The organism is Vibrio sp. 10N.222.52.B7 (assembly GCF_041474275.1).
GTDB lineage: Bacteria > Pseudomonadota > Gammaproteobacteria > Enterobacterales > Vibrionaceae > Vibrio > Vibrio crassostreae_C.
Window position 1 is genome coordinate 32349 of sequence record NZ_JBFRTU010000023.1, and the last position, 18757, is coordinate 51105.

General features: G+C 45.5%; 15 protein-coding genes. 9 read left to right on the forward strand and 6 right to left on the reverse strand.

Going from position 1 to position 18757, the window contains the following annotated elements; translation table 11 throughout:
- Positions 1-1125 carry a DUF917 domain-containing protein gene (locus AB4512_RS09040; protein ID WP_136977915.1) on the forward strand — a complete coding sequence of 375 codons (1125 nt, stop codon included), beginning with the start codon at positions 1-3 and terminating at the stop codon, positions 1123-1125.
- Between the two features lie 4 nt (positions 1126-1129).
- Entirely contained in the window at positions 1130-2710 is a 1581-nt protein-coding gene (locus tag AB4512_RS09045) for a hydantoinase/oxoprolinase N-terminal domain-containing protein (protein ID WP_372174785.1), read from the forward strand.
- 150 nt (positions 2711-2860) lie between these two features.
- Here the strand turns inward: AB4512_RS09045 and torS are convergent, their stop codons facing one another.
- A complete protein-coding gene (torS, locus tag AB4512_RS09050) occupies positions 2861-5872 on the reverse strand; it encodes a TMAO reductase system sensor histidine kinase/response regulator TorS (RefSeq protein WP_372111632.1) in 3012 nt (1003 codons plus the stop codon).
- Positions 5873-5936: 64 nt separating this feature from the next.
- Positions 5937-6101, reverse strand: a complete 165-nt coding sequence (locus AB4512_RS09055) for a hypothetical protein (RefSeq protein ID WP_017060886.1) — start codon at positions 6099-6101, stop codon at positions 5937-5939.
- On the opposite strand from AB4512_RS09055, the gene torT reads away from it, so the two are divergent.
- Positions 6046-6993, forward strand: coding sequence for a TMAO reductase system periplasmic protein TorT (gene torT, locus AB4512_RS09060; protein WP_240798932.1), 948 nt, complete (start codon positions 6046-6048; stop codon positions 6991-6993). The genes AB4512_RS09055 and torT overlap by 56 nt on opposite strands.
- Before the next feature lie 60 nt (positions 6994-7053).
- Complete coding sequence (locus AB4512_RS09065; RefSeq protein ID WP_372174786.1) at positions 7054-7509, forward strand: methylglyoxal synthase; 456 nt, start codon at positions 7054-7056, stop codon at positions 7507-7509.
- A gap of 120 nt (positions 7510-7629) precedes the next feature.
- Here AB4512_RS09065 and AB4512_RS09070 read toward each other — a convergent pair whose 3' ends face one another.
- Together AB4512_RS09070 and helD are read right to left on the reverse strand one after the other, a co-directional pair.
- Positions 7630-7980, reverse strand: a complete 351-nt coding sequence (locus AB4512_RS09070; RefSeq protein WP_372174787.1) for a VOC family protein — start codon at positions 7978-7980, stop codon at positions 7630-7632.
- A gap of 101 nt (positions 7981-8081) precedes the next feature.
- Positions 8082-10157 carry a DNA helicase IV gene (gene helD, locus AB4512_RS09075; RefSeq protein ID WP_372174788.1) on the reverse strand — a complete coding sequence of 692 codons (2076 nt, stop codon included), beginning with the start codon at positions 10155-10157 and terminating at the stop codon, positions 8082-8084.
- A gap of 177 nt (positions 10158-10334) precedes the next feature.
- Here helD and yccS point away from each other — a divergent pair, with 177 nt between their 5' ends.
- The 5 genes from yccS to AB4512_RS09100 all read left to right on the forward strand — a co-directional run bounded on the left by yccS (position 10335) and on the right by AB4512_RS09100 (position 15889).
- Complete coding sequence (gene yccS / locus AB4512_RS09080) at positions 10335-12518, forward strand: YccS family putative transporter (protein ID WP_017060891.1); 2184 nt, start codon at positions 10335-10337, stop codon at positions 12516-12518.
- Positions 12519-12850: 332 nt separating this feature from the next.
- Positions 12851-13036 carry a hypothetical protein gene (locus AB4512_RS09085; RefSeq protein WP_017064780.1) on the forward strand — a complete coding sequence of 62 codons (186 nt, stop codon included), beginning with the start codon at positions 12851-12853 and terminating at the stop codon, positions 13034-13036.
- A 121-nt stretch (positions 13037-13157) separates the two neighbouring features.
- The gene (locus AB4512_RS09090) at positions 13158-13478 is read left to right on the forward strand and encodes a hypothetical protein (RefSeq protein WP_017069439.1); all 321 of its coding nucleotides are present in this window, start codon (positions 13158-13160) and stop codon (positions 13476-13478) included.
- A gap of 161 nt (positions 13479-13639) precedes the next feature.
- Positions 13640-14902, forward strand: coding sequence for a hydroxymethylglutaryl-CoA reductase (locus tag AB4512_RS09095; protein ID WP_372058274.1), 1263 nt, complete (start codon positions 13640-13642; stop codon positions 14900-14902).
- Positions 14903-14977: 75 nt separating this feature from the next.
- Complete coding sequence (locus AB4512_RS09100) at positions 14978-15889, forward strand: LysR family transcriptional regulator (protein WP_065584590.1); 912 nt, start codon at positions 14978-14980, stop codon at positions 15887-15889.
- Positions 15890-15964: 75 nt separating this feature from the next.
- On the opposite strand, the gene AB4512_RS09105 is transcribed toward AB4512_RS09100, so the two are convergent.
- Together AB4512_RS09105 and AB4512_RS09110 are read right to left on the reverse strand one after the other, a co-directional pair.
- Positions 15965-16879 carry a YjjW family glycine radical enzyme activase gene (locus AB4512_RS09105; RefSeq protein ID WP_372174789.1) on the reverse strand — a complete coding sequence of 305 codons (915 nt, stop codon included), beginning with the start codon at positions 16877-16879 and terminating at the stop codon, positions 15965-15967.
- A 56-nt stretch (positions 16880-16935) separates the two neighbouring features.
- The gene (locus AB4512_RS09110) at positions 16936-18501 is read right to left on the reverse strand and encodes a YjjI family glycine radical enzyme (RefSeq protein WP_372174790.1); all 1566 of its coding nucleotides are present in this window, start codon (positions 18499-18501) and stop codon (positions 16936-16938) included.
- Positions 18502-18757 lie beyond the last annotated feature (256 nt).

Sequence of the window (18757 nt, forward strand, 5' to 3'; positions counted from 1 at the left end):
GTGATTATTACTGAACAAATGATTGATGATATCGCGCTGGGTGCGACGGTATTAGGTACTGGCGGCGGCGGTGACCCATACAGCGGTGCCTTGATGGCGAAAGTAGCCATTGCAACGGCAAAGCACCCTGTACGCATGATTCCTTTAGAAGACGTGCAAGACGATTGGATGACAGTGCCCTCTTCAATGATTGGCGCACCAACCGTCGCAGTAGAGAAACTCAATTCGAAAGATCAAATGTTGATTGCTTTCGAAGCGATGGAAAAAGCGCTCGGCACTGAAGTGGCGGCAACGTTTCCTATCGAAGTAGGCGGCTTCAATTCATTGATTCCAATTCTCGTTGCAGCACAAAAGAGCATTCCTGTGATCGATTGTGATGCGATGGGACGTGCGTTCCCAGAAGCTCAGATGGTGACCTTCTTTCTTGATGGTCTCCCTTCTGCACCAAACACATTGGCCGATGAGCGTGGCAATGTCGTCACGCTTTATCCGATTGACGGTATTTGGTCTGAAAAGTTTGCGAGACCAATTACCGAACAGATGGGTGGCTCTGCAGCAATGTGCGATTACCCAATGAACGGTAAGAACCTAAAACGCAGCGCACTGCCTGCAACACTGACCCAAGCAATGAAGATTGGTGAAGCGATTAGACTGGCGAACGACAACAATAAAAGTGGCACACAGGCCGTATTAGACATTGTCGGCGGCCATACCATCATCAGTGGCAAGATTGTTGATATTCAACGTGAAACCGATGGTGGTTTTGCAACAGGTGGTGTCGTGATTGAAAAGCTGGCTCAGTTTGAAGATACCGGCGTCGATAACGTGTTTGTGCAGTTCCAAAACGAATTACTTCTCGCGCACAAAGGTACAAGCCGCGCAGACATGAGTCAAGATAACCTGCTGGCATCAACACCGGATCTTATTTCGATCTTGGATCATGAAACGGGTAAGCCAATCACAACCGAACAACTTCGTTACGGGCAGCGCATCGACCTTATCGCTTACCCTTGCGACCCCAAATGGCGCACTGACAAAGGTATTGAAGTCGCGGGCCCGGGTTACTTTGGCTACACCGTCGAGTATCAAACCATTGAACAACTAAAGTCTGCATTGAAGAGGTAGTCGCATGACAAACATTACGCTTGATTACTGCCGTTTGGGCATTGACGTAGGTGGCACCAATACCGACGGTGTGCTGCTCGACGCAGACTTAAATGTGATTGCCAAAGTAAAAACCGCAACCACACATGATGTTTCAACAGGGATCGACAACGCGATTTCTGCGCTATTAAACCAAGCAAACATTGATGGTCAGCAAGTGAAACACGCGATGCTTGGCACGACTCAATGCACCAACGCAATCGTTGAACGAAAAGGCTTAGACAGAGTCGGCATGATTCGCTTAGCGCTTCCCAGTGGTGATAGCGTCCCACCCCTTTGTGGTTGGAGTGAAGCGTGGCAAAACCTGCTTGGTCAGCACTTCTACCAAGCACACGGCGGCTATGAATATGACGGCCAGTTGATTGCCGACATTCAAGAGTCTGAGATCCGCGAGCTTTGCCAGAAAATGAAAGGCCAAGTGGATTCCATTGCTATCTGCGGAGTGTTCTCTCCCGTCAACGGCGACCAGGAGCTTCAAGCAGCAGAATGGATTCAACAAGAACTTCCGGGCGTGAACCTATCGTTATCCCATAAAGTGGGCAGTTTAGGGCTTTTAGAGCGTGAGAACGCCACTATCCTCAATGCGGCTCTGCAAGGGACAGCAAAACGATTCGTTGACGGCTTTTGCAGTGCACTCATCAATCATGAAATCCACACCACGCCTTATTTCGGTCAGAACGACGGAACACTGATGTCACAGCAGTTCGCATTGATGTACCCGATTCTTACCGTGGCTTGTGGGCCAACAAACTCGATTCGTGGAGCGAGTCACTTAACTAAGTTAAAAGACGCGATTGTGGTCGATGTGGGCGGCACTACGTCTGATATCGGCGTACTGACTCACGGCTACCCAAGAGAATCGAGCTTAGCAGTAGAAATCGGTGAAGTGAGAACCAACTTCCGTATGCCTGATATTTTGGCGTTAGCCATTGGTGGTGGTACCAAGGTTCGCTTTGAACAGCAGCGTATAGAGCTAGGCCCAGAAAGTGTTGGCCATACCTTGACGCAAACGGCGCGTAGCTTTGGTGGTGATGAACTTACGCTCACCGATATTGCACTCAAAACAGGACAAATGCAGTGGCAGGCAGAACATCAACTGAGTGATGAGATTGGTGTTTCAGCCGAACAAGCAAGCAAGATTTATCAACAAATGGTCACGGATGTTGAAGAAGGCATCGATAAGATGAAGACCTCTGCGGCGAGTGTACCCGTAATCATGGTTGGTGGTGGTAGTGCCCTATTCCCAGATCATTTTGAAGGTGTGAGCCAAGTGGTTCGTCCTGAGCACTTTGAAGTGGCTAATGCGATTGGTGTTGCGTTGGGTGAAATATCAGGTCAATTCGATAAGATCGTACCGATTGACCCAGCATCACGTGAAGAGACCTTAAAGGGCTTGGAAGCGCAATCAAAGCAACTGGCGATTGAAGCTGGCGCATGCAGCGATAATGTCGCGATCATTGAACGCAGCGAGATTCCATTAAGCTACCTACAAGGCAATATGGTTCACGTTAAGATCAAAGCTGCTGGACATATCAAGATGATTTAAAGCGAATCAACGAAAATTGTATTTAACCAAGTCCTATAACGAAAAAGCAGCCAATTCTTTCATACAAAATGAAGAAATTGGCTGCTTTTTATGTTGTTACTTTTGGTTTCCAACTCACGATACGTTTCTGTCACAACCTAAGGTTTGTTTTTATAACTGCTCTTGCAACGCCTCAAGCGACTCTTGAACCAACTTCGACAACTCGCTATCTTTGCCTCGGTATTCACCTAATGGATCGCTGCTCGCCTCTATCACTTGGCAAGCATTGAAAAGTTGCAACAAACCTAAACTGCCCGCGGAACCTTTCAGTTTATGAGCGAGAGATTTTACCTCACGTCCATTGTTCGAATCACTCGCTTCGACCATTTCGCTTAAAGTGACGCGGCTACTCTCTTCAAATAGTCCCACAATCTGCTTCATCTTTTCTAAGCCAAGAATGGACAAGTCACCTTTGATGACATTGGAATCAATCAATTTCACAGGAATCTCTCCTTCGTCTTCAGTTTGCGAAGCCTTGATGGCTAGATGAGAGACGACACTCGCCATCTGAGATGAGTACAACTCGTTGCCTTTATTACGTTGAGGCTTGCTGTTTTGACTGCATATAGAATCGTTAGGATCTGGTTGTGGCAGTAACAAAGCCTTGCCATCAAGCTGTGTCACAATGAGCTGAGAAAGTGCTTCCTTCTCTAGCGGCTTAGGCAAGAAACCATCAAAGCCAGACGACAAGTAGCTTTCCACTTCCTCGTTAAACACGTGAGCCGATACTGCGATCATTGGTGGTACTTTGCGTGTTACGTTTTCTTCATGCTCATGCTGAAGCGCATCGTCTTTGAGCTGTTGAATTAACTCGACGCCATCGCAATCTGGTAAGTTAATATCCACCAGCGCAATATCAAACTCTTGCTCACTGAATATGGCTCTCGCTTCTTGTCCCGTTGTCGCTATCACAACATCGTGACCTAAGTTATTCAAAAAGCCTTCGGCAACAATACAGTTCACAGGGTTGTCTTCAATCAGAAGGACCTTCGCTCGGATACAAGCTTCAATGACCGTTGCTTTCGTTTCAATTTTCTCACCTACTTCGAGTGGCAATGAGAACCAAAACTGACTGCCCTCGCCTTCTTCCGAATGAACGCCAATATCCCCATTCATTGCCAACATGATACTTTTACTGATCGCTAATCCAAGCCCTGTGCCACCGGTTTTGTTGCGGCCGCTATCGGTTTGGGTAAACGCATCAAACAGACAAGCTTGTTCGCTTGCGTCAATTCCGACACCGGTATCTGACACTTCAAACATGACTCGATTTTCATCTTCGATATCTAAGCTGATAAAGATATCGACCGAACCACTTTCCGTAAACTTAATCGCGTTACCGACCAAATTATTCAAGATTTGGCTGATTCGCGTTACGTCACCACGCCAATAGCGTTGCACATCACTTTCAATATGGAAATCAAAGTTCAGCTTCTTCTCAGCGGCACGCCCTTCCATCAATTGGTAGGTATCTTGAACCATCTGATGAAGATCAAACGAAGCAGTGCGGATTTCTAAATGCCCTGCTTCAATCTTTGAGTAATCTAACACGTCATTCAAAATCGCGAGTAGGTTCTTACCGCTGCGGTTAATGATGTCTGCATAGCCGGATTGCAGCGGGTCTAACCCGGTATCTTTGAGCAATCTTGCAGTACCTAATACACCGTTCATCGGCGTTCGTATTTCATGACTCATCGTCGCAAGGAAAGCGGATTTTGCGCGGCTTGCTTGTTCTGCGGCGTTACGAGCCTTAGCGTGGTTCCCTACCTCGATGTTCAGCTTCTCATTGGTCTTTTGCAGCTGGTAGGTTCGGTCTGTGACCAACTCTTCTAAGTGTTCTTTGTGCTCTTCAAGTTCGCGTTTCGCCTTTGCTTCACCCACCGCAACCACTTGTAGCGCCTGCGCGGTGTTTCTGGCAGTGATGATCGCCTCGCCCATATGAGCCAGCTCATCATTACCCTTTACCGAGATATCAATATTCAGGCGACCTTGTGCGATAGACATCAAGGCCGATGAGTATTCAGTAAGACGTTTAACAACCGAGATATACACCACTCGCCACACGATAAATGCAACGATAACCAAACCAATAACCGAAATCACAGACAGTGACCATTGAGCCAAATTCAACGTGCTGGTCAGCTCATCAACCGCTTTTTTGGTACTGCGGTTTGAATCATCAACCAGTTGGTTAACCGTTGTATTCAGCTGAGAGAACAGCTCCAACGTATTTTGCATCAGAAACTCTGACTTTTTGGTGTTCTCATATTGTTCTAATGAAATATCGAACACGACTTGGCGTTTTCTGAGCTCTTCTAGAAGCTGAGACATCTGCGCTGAACGAGTAGGATCTTCGACCGCTTTAACGCGGCGCGCCATGATTCTTAGGTTGGATTCAAATTCTGATTGGATTTGATGAATACGCTCTACGTTGGTAACGGTTTGCGTTTCTTCAATTTGGTTAAGCATTTTGAACGCCAGCAAATGCAATTCGTGTAGGCGCTCAGACAAATCAAGGTCAACCTCTACAAGCGCATCTAAGGCTTGGTAGGCTTTATCCGTTTCTTTGGTTTCTAGCAGGTCATAGATATGCGTGACGTTAGCAACCGCAATGGTAGCCGTGTTCAAAACTTGGGTTCGCGTCAACTGCTCTAGCTCTTCGGCCAATAGGCGCATCTCTTCGACACGAGACGACAACTCTTTGCTTAACCAAAGCTTACGCTCAACCGACACACCCAACTCAGCCAGTGTGTTAATAACGCTTTGAACATTGTTTTCGAGTTTATTGAGGAGCTGAGAATCGAAACTGTCGACACCAAGCTCTTTGATATGTTGAAGAAGCGACTCAAGTTGGTCAAACAGTACGGTGCCAGCCTCTTTTCTTTCGGCCTCGTTTCTCGCATTAGAAAGTGTTTGTACTGACGAAATAATACGGTTACTCAACTCAGAAACCTGACGAGCTTCGATCATGGCAGGAAGCGCCGAATCAACGACGTTTCTTTCCGTTTTGGCTACAAAGCTAAAACCAGAAACACCGATCAATGCAGACAATAGAACCAACAGTGCCATCACTAAGAATGAGGCCAGCAGCTTGCGTCCAATACTCGCTGAAGCTAACAACATAAACTCTAAACCTTAAAACGTTCTTCTTTACCCATGCAGAATACGCTATATTTTGCAGTGTTTCTTATCTAAAACCAACAAAACGGCAATTCATGCTATCTAGACCTTTCGCTTCAATAATTCTTCTCTCACTACTGGCCTCAGTAACTACTGTCGCAGGTGCTAGTGAGCCTTTGAGCCCAATAAAGCCCGCCAATGCCACATCACAAAAAGAGAAAATCTGTGCCATTTATCCGCACCTCAAAGACTCTTATTGGTTGTCGGTAAACTATGGAATGATCTCTGAAGCAGAAAAGCAGCAAGTTGAGCTAAGAGTATTGGAAGCTGGCGGTTACCCCAACGTGGCCAAACAAGCCTCGCAACTGGTGCTTTGCACGCAATGGGGAGCCGATGCCATTATTTTAGGTACGGTTTCACCCGATGCGTATCATGACAATCTCAGCGATTGGGTTGGCTCGACGCCTGTGTTTGCTACGGTAAATGAGTTAACCGTCAATGAAGAACAACAGAAGGTATTAAAAGGTACGGTCGGTGTCGATTGGTACCAAATGGGATACCAAGTCGGAGATTTTTTGTCGAAACGACACCCGAAAGGATCAGGCGAAACACCTATCGCCCTGTTACTTGGTCCACAAGCAAGTGGCGGCACTAAGCCTGTGGCACTGGGGTTTTATGATGCGATCAAGTCGAGTGATATCAAAATCGCGATCAGCTATTGGGCAGATAACGATAAAGAACTGCAAAGAAACCTAGTACAACAGGTGATCGAGGAGCCGGATATCCAATATATAGTCGGAAGTGCCGTCGCGATTGAGGCAGCGATCAGTGAGCTACGAGCGGCCGATAAAACCGAAGAGATTGGGTTAATTTCGAGTTACTTAAGTCACGGAACCTACCGTGGTTTACTTCGTAACAAGGTACTTTTTGCGCCAACCGATAAAATGGTTGAGCAAGGTCGCTTGTCGGTAAAACAAGCCACGAGTTACTTACGCGGTCAACCTTACGAGCAACACAGCGCACCGATTATCGAAGCGCTGACACCTGCAACTCTCAAAGATCAAATTATCGCCGACTCATTGTCACCTTCTGAGTTTCGTCCGGTATTCAGTGTGAATCCTTAGTGCTATATTGGCTGAAGAACTCAAAACAATAAAAACGAAACAACAATTTAGGGAACATTCATGCAAAAAACGACGCGCACTATGCCAACACATAAGCATATCGCTTTGGTCGCTCATGACCACTTCAAACCTGAGCTACTAAGATGGGTCAAAGAGAACAAAGAAAAACTACAAAAGCACTTCCTTTACGCAACGGGCACGACTGGTTCTTTACTAAGTAAAGAGACAGACTTAGCAATCAAGAGCATGATCAGCGGCCCTATGGGCGGTGACCAACAACTTGGCGCGCTTATCTCTGAAGGCAAGATCGATATGCTGATTTTCTTCTGGGATCCACTTAATGCTGTACCACATGACCCAGACGTAAAAGCACTGCTTCGTATCGCAAGTGTTTGGAACATTCCTGTGGCCACTAACCGCGCTACCGCTAATTTCTTGTTTAACTCTTCACTGCTTGAAGAAGAAGTAATCATCGAGATCCCAGACTACGAAGCGTACCTAGCTGAGCGCATGTAATCGCACGTTAAATGTGCTCTCTACTGAACAGACTAAAAAGCCTGCATTTTATCGCAGGTTTTTTTATGTCTCGTTTTCAGACATTAAACAGTTCAATCATAAAACAGTGCGAGAGTCTCTCTATTTATCGCTCCACACTGCCATCTCGTTGCCACTTGGCTCTCTGAAATGGAAACGTCTGCCGTCGGGAAAGCTAAAGATCTCACGGTTTATCTGACCACCAGCATCAATTACATCGCGCTCGGTTTGCTCAAGATCTTGGCTATAAAAAACCATCAGCGCCGCGCCATTATCCGTATTCGACGCCAGATCCGCCAAATAGAAGCCGCCCATTAAGCCTTTGCCTTCAAACGCAGAATACTCAGGGCCATAGTCTTCAAAGCTCCAACCAAACACTTGACTGAAAAATGCCTTAGTTGCGGCGATGTCTTTCGCAGCAAATTCAATGTAGTTAATAGAGCCGTGTTCCATAGCAAATTCCTTATGCTTTATGCTTTATGCTTTATGCGTCTACCTTGTGATATTAAGGCAGGGATTGAAGATCTAATCTTAGACAATCAAGTCAAGTAACATCACTTTTTACGAACAACTGGGTAATCAGAACCATGCAGCTCCTGCACAAAGCCAGAGCCGTCGCCACTGTGCGTGATCCATACTTTCTCTTTTGCCCGCGTCATTGCTACATAGAATAAACGACGCTCTTCAGCATAAGGGAACGCGTCTGATGATTCAGTCAATGCGCCATCAATATGCAGCTGTTTCTTCTTGGTCGGGAACTGTCCTTCGTCAACACAAAGAATAATGACAAAGTCCGCCTCTTTACCTTTACTGCCGTGGCAAGTCATGAACTTGATATCAATGGAAGTGAAGATCTTCTTCCAGTCTTCCAACAACTCTGGCTTGTGGTAATGATTACGTCCAAGTAGCAGCACCAATTTATTGGTTTTGCCTTTGGATTGACGGTTCAGTTGATCAAGAATCTTCTCAACTTCTTTACTTGGCGCACTGTACACCGCCTTCTGCTTCTGTTGCTTGAAGCTGTTCAGTTCTTTCGGAATCTGAATTGGGTTTTCTTGTACAAAGCGATTAGCCACCGCACCTAACTGATTGTTAAAGCGGTAAGTCGTATCTAGGTGATGAATGGTCGAACTTTCAAAACGATCCTTAAAGCCCGTGGTCAAATCCACATCCGCACCTGCAAACTGGTAAATCGACTGCCAGTCATCGCCTACTGCAAAAATAGAGGCTTGATGCTCGGCTTTAGACTGATTACACAGTGCTTCAACCAAGGCAAGACGATCAGGTGAGATATCTTGGTATTCATCGATCATGATGAACTTCCAAGGTGAGATAAACTTGCCCTTCTCGACATACTGAGTCGCTCGGCTGATCATGATTGAGAAGTCGATATGATTCTGTTCTTTCAGCTCCTTTTGCCACGCGGTTACACATGGCCAACACAGTGACAGTTCGCTGTTGAGGCGCGTATAGTCTCGGTGATCAATCAGCTGTTGCTGTACTTCTTTTTTGGTTAAACCCGACGCATTCAACTGTTCTAGCTGCTTTTCAAGCCAACCGATCAATTTGAGGTTTGAAACGTGGCTACCAAGCTCATCGTCACCGGTTAAATAAGCGATTGGCCATTTAGACAAATGCTTTTGCCAACGTTTAAAGTTGGTCGGTGTCATCCAGTGCTTCTTCAACCAATCAATGCACCATGCTTGGCGTTGGTTGTCATCGAGCGCTAAAGGAGAAATAACCACACGTTCGGGTTCAACTTGATTCAGTATCTTTAAACCCAACTGGTGGAAAGTGCTGACTTGCACCTTCTCTGCTGATAAACCAATTTTGCTGTCGAGACGTTGCTTCATCTCTTCTGCCGCTTCACGACCAAAAGCGAGCAATAGCAACTCTTCAGCTTGAGCTTGATGGCTTTGCAGTAAATACGCGACGCGAGCCGTTAGAACACTGGTTTTACCCGAGCCTGCACCCGCTAAAATAAGGTTGTGATCATCATTCATCAACACCGCATATTGCTGCGATAAGTTCAGTGGTGACGACTCACATTGCGCAAACAACACTTCCCAGTTTTTTCGCTCGGTCTCTAGCCATTGCTGGTTTCTTTCAGCTTGCTTGATTTCCGTTTCAGATAACCATGGCTGCATTCTTGCGATGCGGTTTGGCATGCGTTGTGCGGCCTCTTCTAGCGTCATTGTCATACTCTCTAAGCCTGAGTTGACCATATCAACCCAAGTGTTGACCTTAGAATGCGGTAGAAAGGCTGGTAATTGCTCAAGACGTGTTAATTCAGCTTCCCACTGAGGTACGTGTTCAGCCAATTGTTCACATTGAGTGTCGTGCCACTTCTGATAAGCACTAACTGACGCGCGTGCAAATTGACGGCATTGATCCCAAGGTAAGCCTTGTACTAACCAACTGCGCTGTGTTCCATCTTGTTGATTAGCAAAAAATTGTAACGTTCCCCAGAACAATCCGCGCTTTATCGCGATCTTGCCACTCCAAATAGTAAATGGGATACGCTCTTCACTGCCTACTGAAGATAACAGCAAGCGTGGACCATCAAGTTCAACCTGATGATATTCATTTTGAATAAAAAACTGTGCAGTCTTGTTAGCGCTTAGCTGCATTGGAGTGTGCTCTTAATTGGGAATATTGAATTTATATCATGATGCAATGAGAATTAATAATATCTCATATCTTATCGACGCTTTCATGACCACCTACGGGCAATTATGGATAAGTATCAAATTCTTGTGCTTGATTTCTGTTAGGATTATGGTTTTTAGTGTGTCAAGTGAGCGACTGTGGACTTTTCAGCCAAATTACGCCTCTATTGGGCGAATAAAACCATAAATTACAGCGTATTAATTCTCATCACTCTGCTCGGCGTGGTGGTGCCTGCTTGGTATTATGGACAAAACACACTGATCACGCCTTTGATCTTAGGCGTTATTGCTGCGGCTCTTGCGGAAAGTGATGACAGCTTTACCGGGCGCTTGAAAGCACTCACGCTGACCTTTATCTGTTTCGCCGTTGCGGCTTTCTCTATTGAGCTTCTCTTCGATACGCCTTGGCTGTTCGCGATAGGGCTTTTTGTTTCAACCTTCTCTTTTATCATTCTCGGGGCAATTGGCCCTAAATACGCGAGTATCGCGTTTGGTTCTCTCTTGGTTGCCATCTATACCATGCTTGGTGCACACGAGAGCACCAACCTTTGGTTTCAACCGCTTCTACTGTTAACTGGCGCCGCTTGGTACTACTTCATGTCGATGATTTGGCAGATAGTGTGGCCAATGCAACCCGTGCAGCAAAACTTAGCCACGGTATTCGATCAAATCGGTAACTACATCGATTCAAAAGCGGAACTCTTCTACCCCGTTTCTGACTTGATTCCCCAGCCACACCGAATCATTGAAGCCAAACTCAACGCGAGTACCGTTAACGCACTCAACATGTGTAAAGCGACGCTGCTTAATCGCTCTAAGCGCGGACACATTGACGGCCCTAGTGACCGATTTCTTAACACCTACTTCATCGCACAAGATATTCATGAACGCGTCAGCTCTAGCCACTATCGCTATCAAGAGCTAGCAAAACACTTTGAGCGCTCTGACGTGTTGTTTAGATTTAAGTATCTACTGGAAGCGCAGGCCACTGCGTGTAAAGAAGTGGCGAGCTCGTTGAAAGTTGGCGCTGAATACCAGCATGGTGACAAGTCTGTATTGGCACTCGATGAGCTGATGTCTTCGCTCAATCATCTGCACCAACAGAATAATCCTAAATGGAAATCACTGCTGAACCAGTTGGATTACTTATTCAATAACCTAGCAACCGTTGAAAAACAGCTCTCGAATATCAGCAACCCAGATGCAGAGAAGATTGAAGAAGGTGTATTGGACGATACCAACCCTCATACTTTGACGGCAATGTGGCACAAGATCAAAGCTAACTTGCACACCGATTCTATGCTATTCCGCCACGCGATTCGCATGGCGATCACTTTGACGCTGGGCTACGGGATTATCCAGGGTTTTGATATCGAACGAGGTTATTGGATTCTACTGACAACGCTGTTTGTGTGTCAGCCAAACTACAGTGCAACCCGTCAAAAACTGACGGCGCGTGTCATTGGCACGGTCGCAGGCTTATTGATCGGAGTACCGTTACTGACTTTCTTCCCGTCGCAAGAGAGCCAATTAGTGTTCATTGTGATCAGTGGCGTGATGTTCTTTGCGTTTCGAATCAATAACTACGGGTTTGCGACCGGCTTTATCACACTGCTTGTGCTCTTCTGCTTTAACCAATTAGGTGAAGGCTACGCGGTAGTATTGCCAAGGTTAGCGGATACCTTTATTGGTTGTGCTCTCGCCGTGCTTGCTGTCATTTATGTGTTGCCTGATTGGCAATCGAAGCGACTGCACAAAGTGATGGCGGATGCGCTCGATTCCAACAAGAACTATCTCGCTCAGATCATCGGCCAATACCGTGTCGGTAAGAAAGATAGCCTAAACTATCGTATCGCTCGTCGTAGCGCTCATAATAATGACGCAAACCTGACTGCCGCCATCAGTAGCATGTTGGTTGAACCGGGTAAGTACCGTACCTCTGAAGATGAGAGCTTCCGATTCTTAACACTCAATCATGCTCTGCTTAGCTATATCTCGGCTCTGGGTGCTCACAGAACGCGTATTGATGATGAAGCGACACACAAACTGGTGCTAGATGCGCACAGAGTAATCCACCAGCATCTCGACGCTCTAAATGATCAGCTCTATTCTCATAAAGAGCATTGTGAAGTGAAAAACGCTTATGACCCGGAGCTGGATAAACGTTTGAGTGAATGGCGAGAAGAAGATGAGAATTCTGTCAAAATGGTTCTACAACAGCTCCATTTGATCTATCGCATGCTTCCAGAACTGCATACCTTAGCGACCAAGTTTGCAGTTAAGGTTAAGATCGACAAGTCGTTTGAAACAGAAGCTTCTTGAGCAACAAACAAAATACCGTAAAAACAAAAAGATAACGCCAGTTGCTTATCTTTTGATCATCACAAATATTTATACATTGCTTTACCCATACCCCTAATTGGGTAGAGAAATTACTTACCTACCCTTGTGCCACAAGGGTTGAAGGCGTTTTTACATTGTAGGAATTTTCTGACTTTGATTGACCAAGCCTTAACTTTTCCTAACATTTCTCGGACAAAAAACGACCACAGGAATTTATAGTTGTCTTAGTTTCAAGAAACTTCAAACATCATTTAAAATTCACTTAATCTTGTTTGATTTCCTGAATCAGTAGGCTATGCTCTAAAGAGCATATGAATTTGAACAAAGGTCACACTATGAATACACAGCAATTTGAAGCATTTAAGCAGCAAATACAGCTTCTTAGCCCACAACAATTAAAAGCACTTCAGGGTGAGATCGACGGCAACCTCGAAACAGAGAAGCCTTCTTTGCTTACTGATGAAGAGTTAAACGCGCTAAATGACCTGTTCAGTTAATAGACAGACATCACTATTTTAGCTTAAGTTCACATTTTTACCGTAAATTTCATCTGTTCATCATTGCGCTCAAAATATCGTCCGCCTAGACTCATTCCATACGTCAATAAGAGGTTCTGATATGTCGATATCTGGTATTCAATCTGGTTACGCCATTATTCAGCAATCCACCAACATGGGTGAAGAAGCCGCAATCGAGCTCAACCAAGCCTCCAAACACGCTCTAGAATCCGACGACACTTTCGAAGCTAGCGATCTCAGCTTTAATCAAATAGAGCCTGAACAAGCCATTTCCTTTAAAGACAAAGAACCTGAACCTGCTTCATCTTCAACCGATTCCTTGATTAAACTGACACAAAGCGCAAGTTATAACCGCGTTGGTGCAAGTGTGGTTGATCGTCAAAACGAAGTCATCGGTAGCCTTCTCGACATTCATATCTAAATTTCGCTCAAATACAGCCTATATTTCGCGAAACTTCGCTGCTTTTTGCTTCAACAACCACACAAACTGTAACTCATTATATCAGGCGCTTGTTTCTGGTTTATTACTCGGTAGAATCAGCGCAAACCAATTTGCTGCACAAACTTTACTTCATACTATTTATGCCAAAACTAAATCTGCATCGCCGTGACTATGTTTCTATTTTAGGAGGCGACATCTCCGCAGACGAATTAGAAAAAAAGCTTCAGCCTCATTTTGAAAAGCCAGTAAATAAGCTGACACCTAGCCCCTACCTGACAGAAAAGAATCTCACACGTCGCTGGACAGCGCTCGATAATGCAGATTCACAGCAAGAACTGCTCGACCCTCATACACAAAGTCAGTTCCAAGCTTATGAGAAAAACATTGAGCACTTTATTGGCACCGTTAAAGTCCCTGTGGGAATATCTGGCCCTTTAAGAGTCAATGGCCTATTTGCTACGGGCGATTACCTCGTACCACTCGCGACCACAGAAGCTGCGCTTGTCGCGTCTTATAACCGTGGTTCTAAGCTGATTACGGCTTGTGGTGGCGCAAGTGCTATGTTGCTCAATGAAGGCGTAACACGTACTCCTGGCTTTGCATTTCAAGGATTAGTTGAAGCCGGACAGTTTGTGGCTTGGGCTGTGACTCAGTATGACCAGTTCAAGATCTTGGCAGAATCAACAACATCACACGGCAAGCTGACCGACATTAATATCAACATCGAAGGTAACCATGTTTACTTGGTGTTCGAATTTCTAACCGGAGACGCTTCTGGTCAGAATATGGTGACCATCGCAACCAATGCCGTGTTTGAGTACATCATCGAAAATACGCCAGTTAAGCCTGACCATGCTTTCCTTGATGGCAACTTGTCAGGCGATAAGAAAGCCAATACCCAAACCTTGCGCAGCGTTCGTGGCAAAAAGGTAACTGCTGAGGTTAATATCCCTGCAGAGCTTGTCGCGAAGTACCTACACACGACACCAGAGAAGATGGTCCAGTTTGGCCAAATGACCACAGTCGGTGGCGCTTTGAGTGGTACTATCGGTATCAATGCCCATTATGCGAATGCGTTGGCGGCACTCTATATCGCTTGTGGCCAAGACGCGGCCTGTGTCGCTGAGTCAGCGATTGGTATGACGCGTATGGAACTCAACAAAGAAGGCGGTTTATACGCTAGCGTGACACTGCCTAACTTAATGGTTGGGACTGTCGGCGGTGGTACCGGCTTGCCAAGTCAAAAAGCCTGTTTAGATTTACTTGGGCTGCATGGTAACGGTAAATCACAAGCACTCGCTGAAGTTTGTGCTGTACTGTGTTTAGCGGGTGAACTATCGATTGTGGGCGCATTTTGCGCAGGCCACTTTTCAAGAGCGCACCATAAGCTAGCTCGTAAATAACCTTTATCCAATTTGGCTTGTTCGGTTTTGTCGTTCATGCAAAATCACAAGCCAACCTGAATGCGTGAGTCATAAATGGATTACTTACACTTATCTAGGGTGAGCCTTAAGCACCTCACTGCGCTGCATATTATGCTGAACACTCACAGCGTCACTCAGACCTCAGAGCAACTCTGTGTCAGCCCTTCGAGTGTAAGCAAAACCCTGTCTCAGTTGCGTGACATCCTGAATGATGAGCTTTTCTATCGAGATGGTACCAAGCTTATCCCGACTCCCTTTGCTCTGAAGATAGCGCCCACTGTTCACGCAATTCTTTCAAGCATGAATGGACTGCTTCATCAAAAGAGTTTTACCCCTCAAGAGTACCAAGGCAGTTTTTCACTTTCGATGCGTGAAAGTACTTTCGAAGTATTTGCCTCAAAGATCAGTAAAATTACCACTGAGCTCGCGCCAAGCGCGAAGCTCAACATCTATTCGAAACAACAGCTCGGCTTCGATGCTTTACTCAGTGGCAAGGTCAATTTGATCTTGTTGCCTCATGATATATCTCAGCCGCCGACCGATAACAAAGAGCTGGTTTGGGAAACAATTCTTCCAGATGAAATGGTTTGTTTGATGGGCGCACACCACCCTCTCGCTCAGCAAGAACTGACGGTAGAAGGCTACTTAGATTACAAGCACATTGGGATTTTAGATAACGAACTGTCTCAGCCTTACTTTGAACAAAACTTGGTTCAATGCCACCAACCAAGAGAGATGGCAATATCGGTCGCGGACTTCGGCGCTGCGGCTGTGTTGTGTCACCACACACCTTTCCTGTTCACTTGCTCTAAACAGTGGGCTGAGCATGCTAAACAAGCTCAGGGCTTAGTGAGCAAGCCCTTGCCTTTTGATTACGGTAAGGTGGCGTACAGCTTGGTGTGGAATAAACCCAACATGAATGATCAAGCGATCAAATGGTTGTGTGACCTGTTTTTAGAAGCTTAATATTTTTAGAGACTTAATATCTTTAGAAAGTTAACGTTCTTAGAAGCCTGATTGACCGCCTAAGAAATCTAAAGACTAGGTATAAACCTCAGGAGTTTGCATCGGTCTTTCAACTATGGTGTAGAGCTTATCGTGAAAGCTCTGCATCTGTTTTTCGGTGCATTTCGGCCAATCTAACGCGTCGTCAATGACACCATGATGCTGAAACGCATTGAGTCGAATTCGAACATCACTTGGTAGAGTCTTCAAGTAACGCCCCACTTGTTCAATTTCGTCCTCAAGATCGCTTTTATTTGGGATATGTAGCAACCTAACTTCGTGCAGTTTTCCTTTATCTGCTAAGTAGTTAATGGTTTCAAACACCCTATGGTTACCTCTACCCACTAACCATTGATGTGTTTCCGATTGCCATGATTTTAGGTCAATCATCGCGCCATCAAGATAAGGCAACACCTTGTCCCACCCTTGAAGTGACAGCGAACCATTACTATCAATAAAACACGTGAGATGCGCTAACTGTGGATCACGTTTAATCGCTTGAAACAGCTCTATGATAAACGGCAACTGCATGGTCGCTTCACCGCCAGAAACGGTAATGCCACTCAAGAAAAACTGATTATGCCTGACAAGCTCCAGAACCTCTGAGACCGTCATTGTGGTAATTTTCGGGCTCGACTTATGGTCGCAGATATCAATGCACTTATCGCAGTTGGTGCAAGCTGCTGGGTCCCACTTCACTTTGCCATCAACCATGCTTAAAGCACGGCTTGGACAGCCACTCACACAATCTCCGCAATGGTTACAGTGATTAATAGTGTGTGGGTTATGGCAGGTTATACAATCGAAATTGCACCCTTGCAGAAACAGCACTAGGCGATTTCCCGGTCCATCAACACAAGAAAAGGTCAGCACACGGCTGACCTTCGCTTGTTTTTCTGTCTTATTATTTTTAACCCTAGCCATTTGAGTTGTTAGATCAGAAATTTTCATAATTCACATTGTTCGTATTCGAAACGCACCATACACATAACGCACGCACGTTAAAGCTATTCGTATGTCGGCGACATCTCTAAACTCGCCACGCGTGGTTTACGCTCTAATATGCCCGTGTTCTTCGCAGCTTCGGCACCTAAAAAGGTGGTATTGGTGCGTGAGCCTTGCTCGTCATATTTGGCAATGTCAGATAGCTTAATCATGTAACCCGTGACACGAACCAAATCATTTGATGCAACGTTAGCCGTGAACTCTCGGTAACCCGCTTGAATCGCGCCTTTACACAGATTAAACATCGCTTCAGGGTTAGATTTCACTGTTTCGTCGATGGTCAGAATGTCACTGATGCCCGAGGTGTAGAACTTATGGTGACCCGCGGTTGCACGAACGTAAGAGACAGGATCCGGTTCGGTACCATAAGGAATACGGACACCCGGCGTCACATCTTCATCTAAGCTAATACCGCCTTGAGCATGCAGCAGAGCTTTACCTTCTAATCCATATTTCACTTCAGAGCGTTCAACGATCTCAGCCAGCTTTTCAGAGATACGATGACCAAGCTGATTCGCCAGTTCATCGTGACCATAACGCCCTGCTTGACCTTCTTTCTCCAACAAGATGTTGACTGCTTCCGCCATGCCGTAAATACCAAACATTGGCGCAAAGCGATCCTCTTCGATCAAACCTTCTTTGGTTAAGAAGCCTTCGAAGAAGTTAGACTCTTCATGCAAGAAGCGGCTTCGAGCGTTCATCAACTCAACCATGATGCCACTGTAGTTCGGCAATACTTGTTGTAAGAAATCAGCACTGTCCTCAGACTTCAACGCCACTTGCTTAAGGTTCATACGCACCAAGGTGTTTGAACCACCCGCTAACGGCAGAGAGTTGTAGCAGCTCACAATACCAAAACGCTTATCGCCGTAAGCCTCGGCATGCGCTGGATAGTTTGCAATATGTGGTTTACTGCATTCACAGATGTTGCTCGCCGCATGACGAAGTAGATCATCAGGTGTCAAGGCTGGGTCGTACATAAAGGTTAAGTTTGGCGCGATCTGCTTCAATTCAGCGTCTACACGTAAAATCGTACGGCAGATAATGTTGTCTGTCGGGCCGATATTCACATGCATAAAGGCGTCTGGCAGTGTGCGATCCAACATGATCCAGAACAGCTTAATCTTTTGGTATACCTGCTCTTCTGTTAAGTCGCCCACGAAAGGCATCAACACATCATCCAACTGACCTAGGTAAACCGGAATTGAAGTGACAGACGGAACATGGTGGTAAAGGATGGTAAGCATGTTCAATGCTTCATCGAAGTTGGTTGCCGCGCTAAGCTCTAAATACTCTGAGCCTTGATGTAAGTATTTAGAATAATCTGGAAGTACATAGCGCGGCTTAAATGGGGCGTGCCCTTCAAACATGTCACACAGCACACCTTGTTGTAAGGCTTGCTCTACTTCTTTGCTTACCGGCATATACGGTAAGCTGGCTTCAGCTTCTAAGGCAAGATAGCTCGACTTCTGTTTTGGTGACAGGTTGGCATCTGAAATGATATTGCTAAAGCGTTGTTGTTGCTCTGAAAGTGGTGAAGAAGTAGATGACGCAGATTGGTGGCTCATGATTAAACCCTTAGTGTTGTTATGGGCTTATTTTATATCTCACCGTTATATTTCCACTAATGAAATGTATGCAAGACTACATTTCCAAAATGGAAATAAATAATTTGTAAATTAGCGGTGTTGAGTTTTCTATGAGCGAGATGAGAAATAGAGAAATAGAGAAACCAGAGTTAGTAGTGAAGAAATGAGAAAGCGCTAATTCGTTCTGTTTAAAACGATAGCGCCAAAAAGAGAAAACCCACATAACTGACGTTAG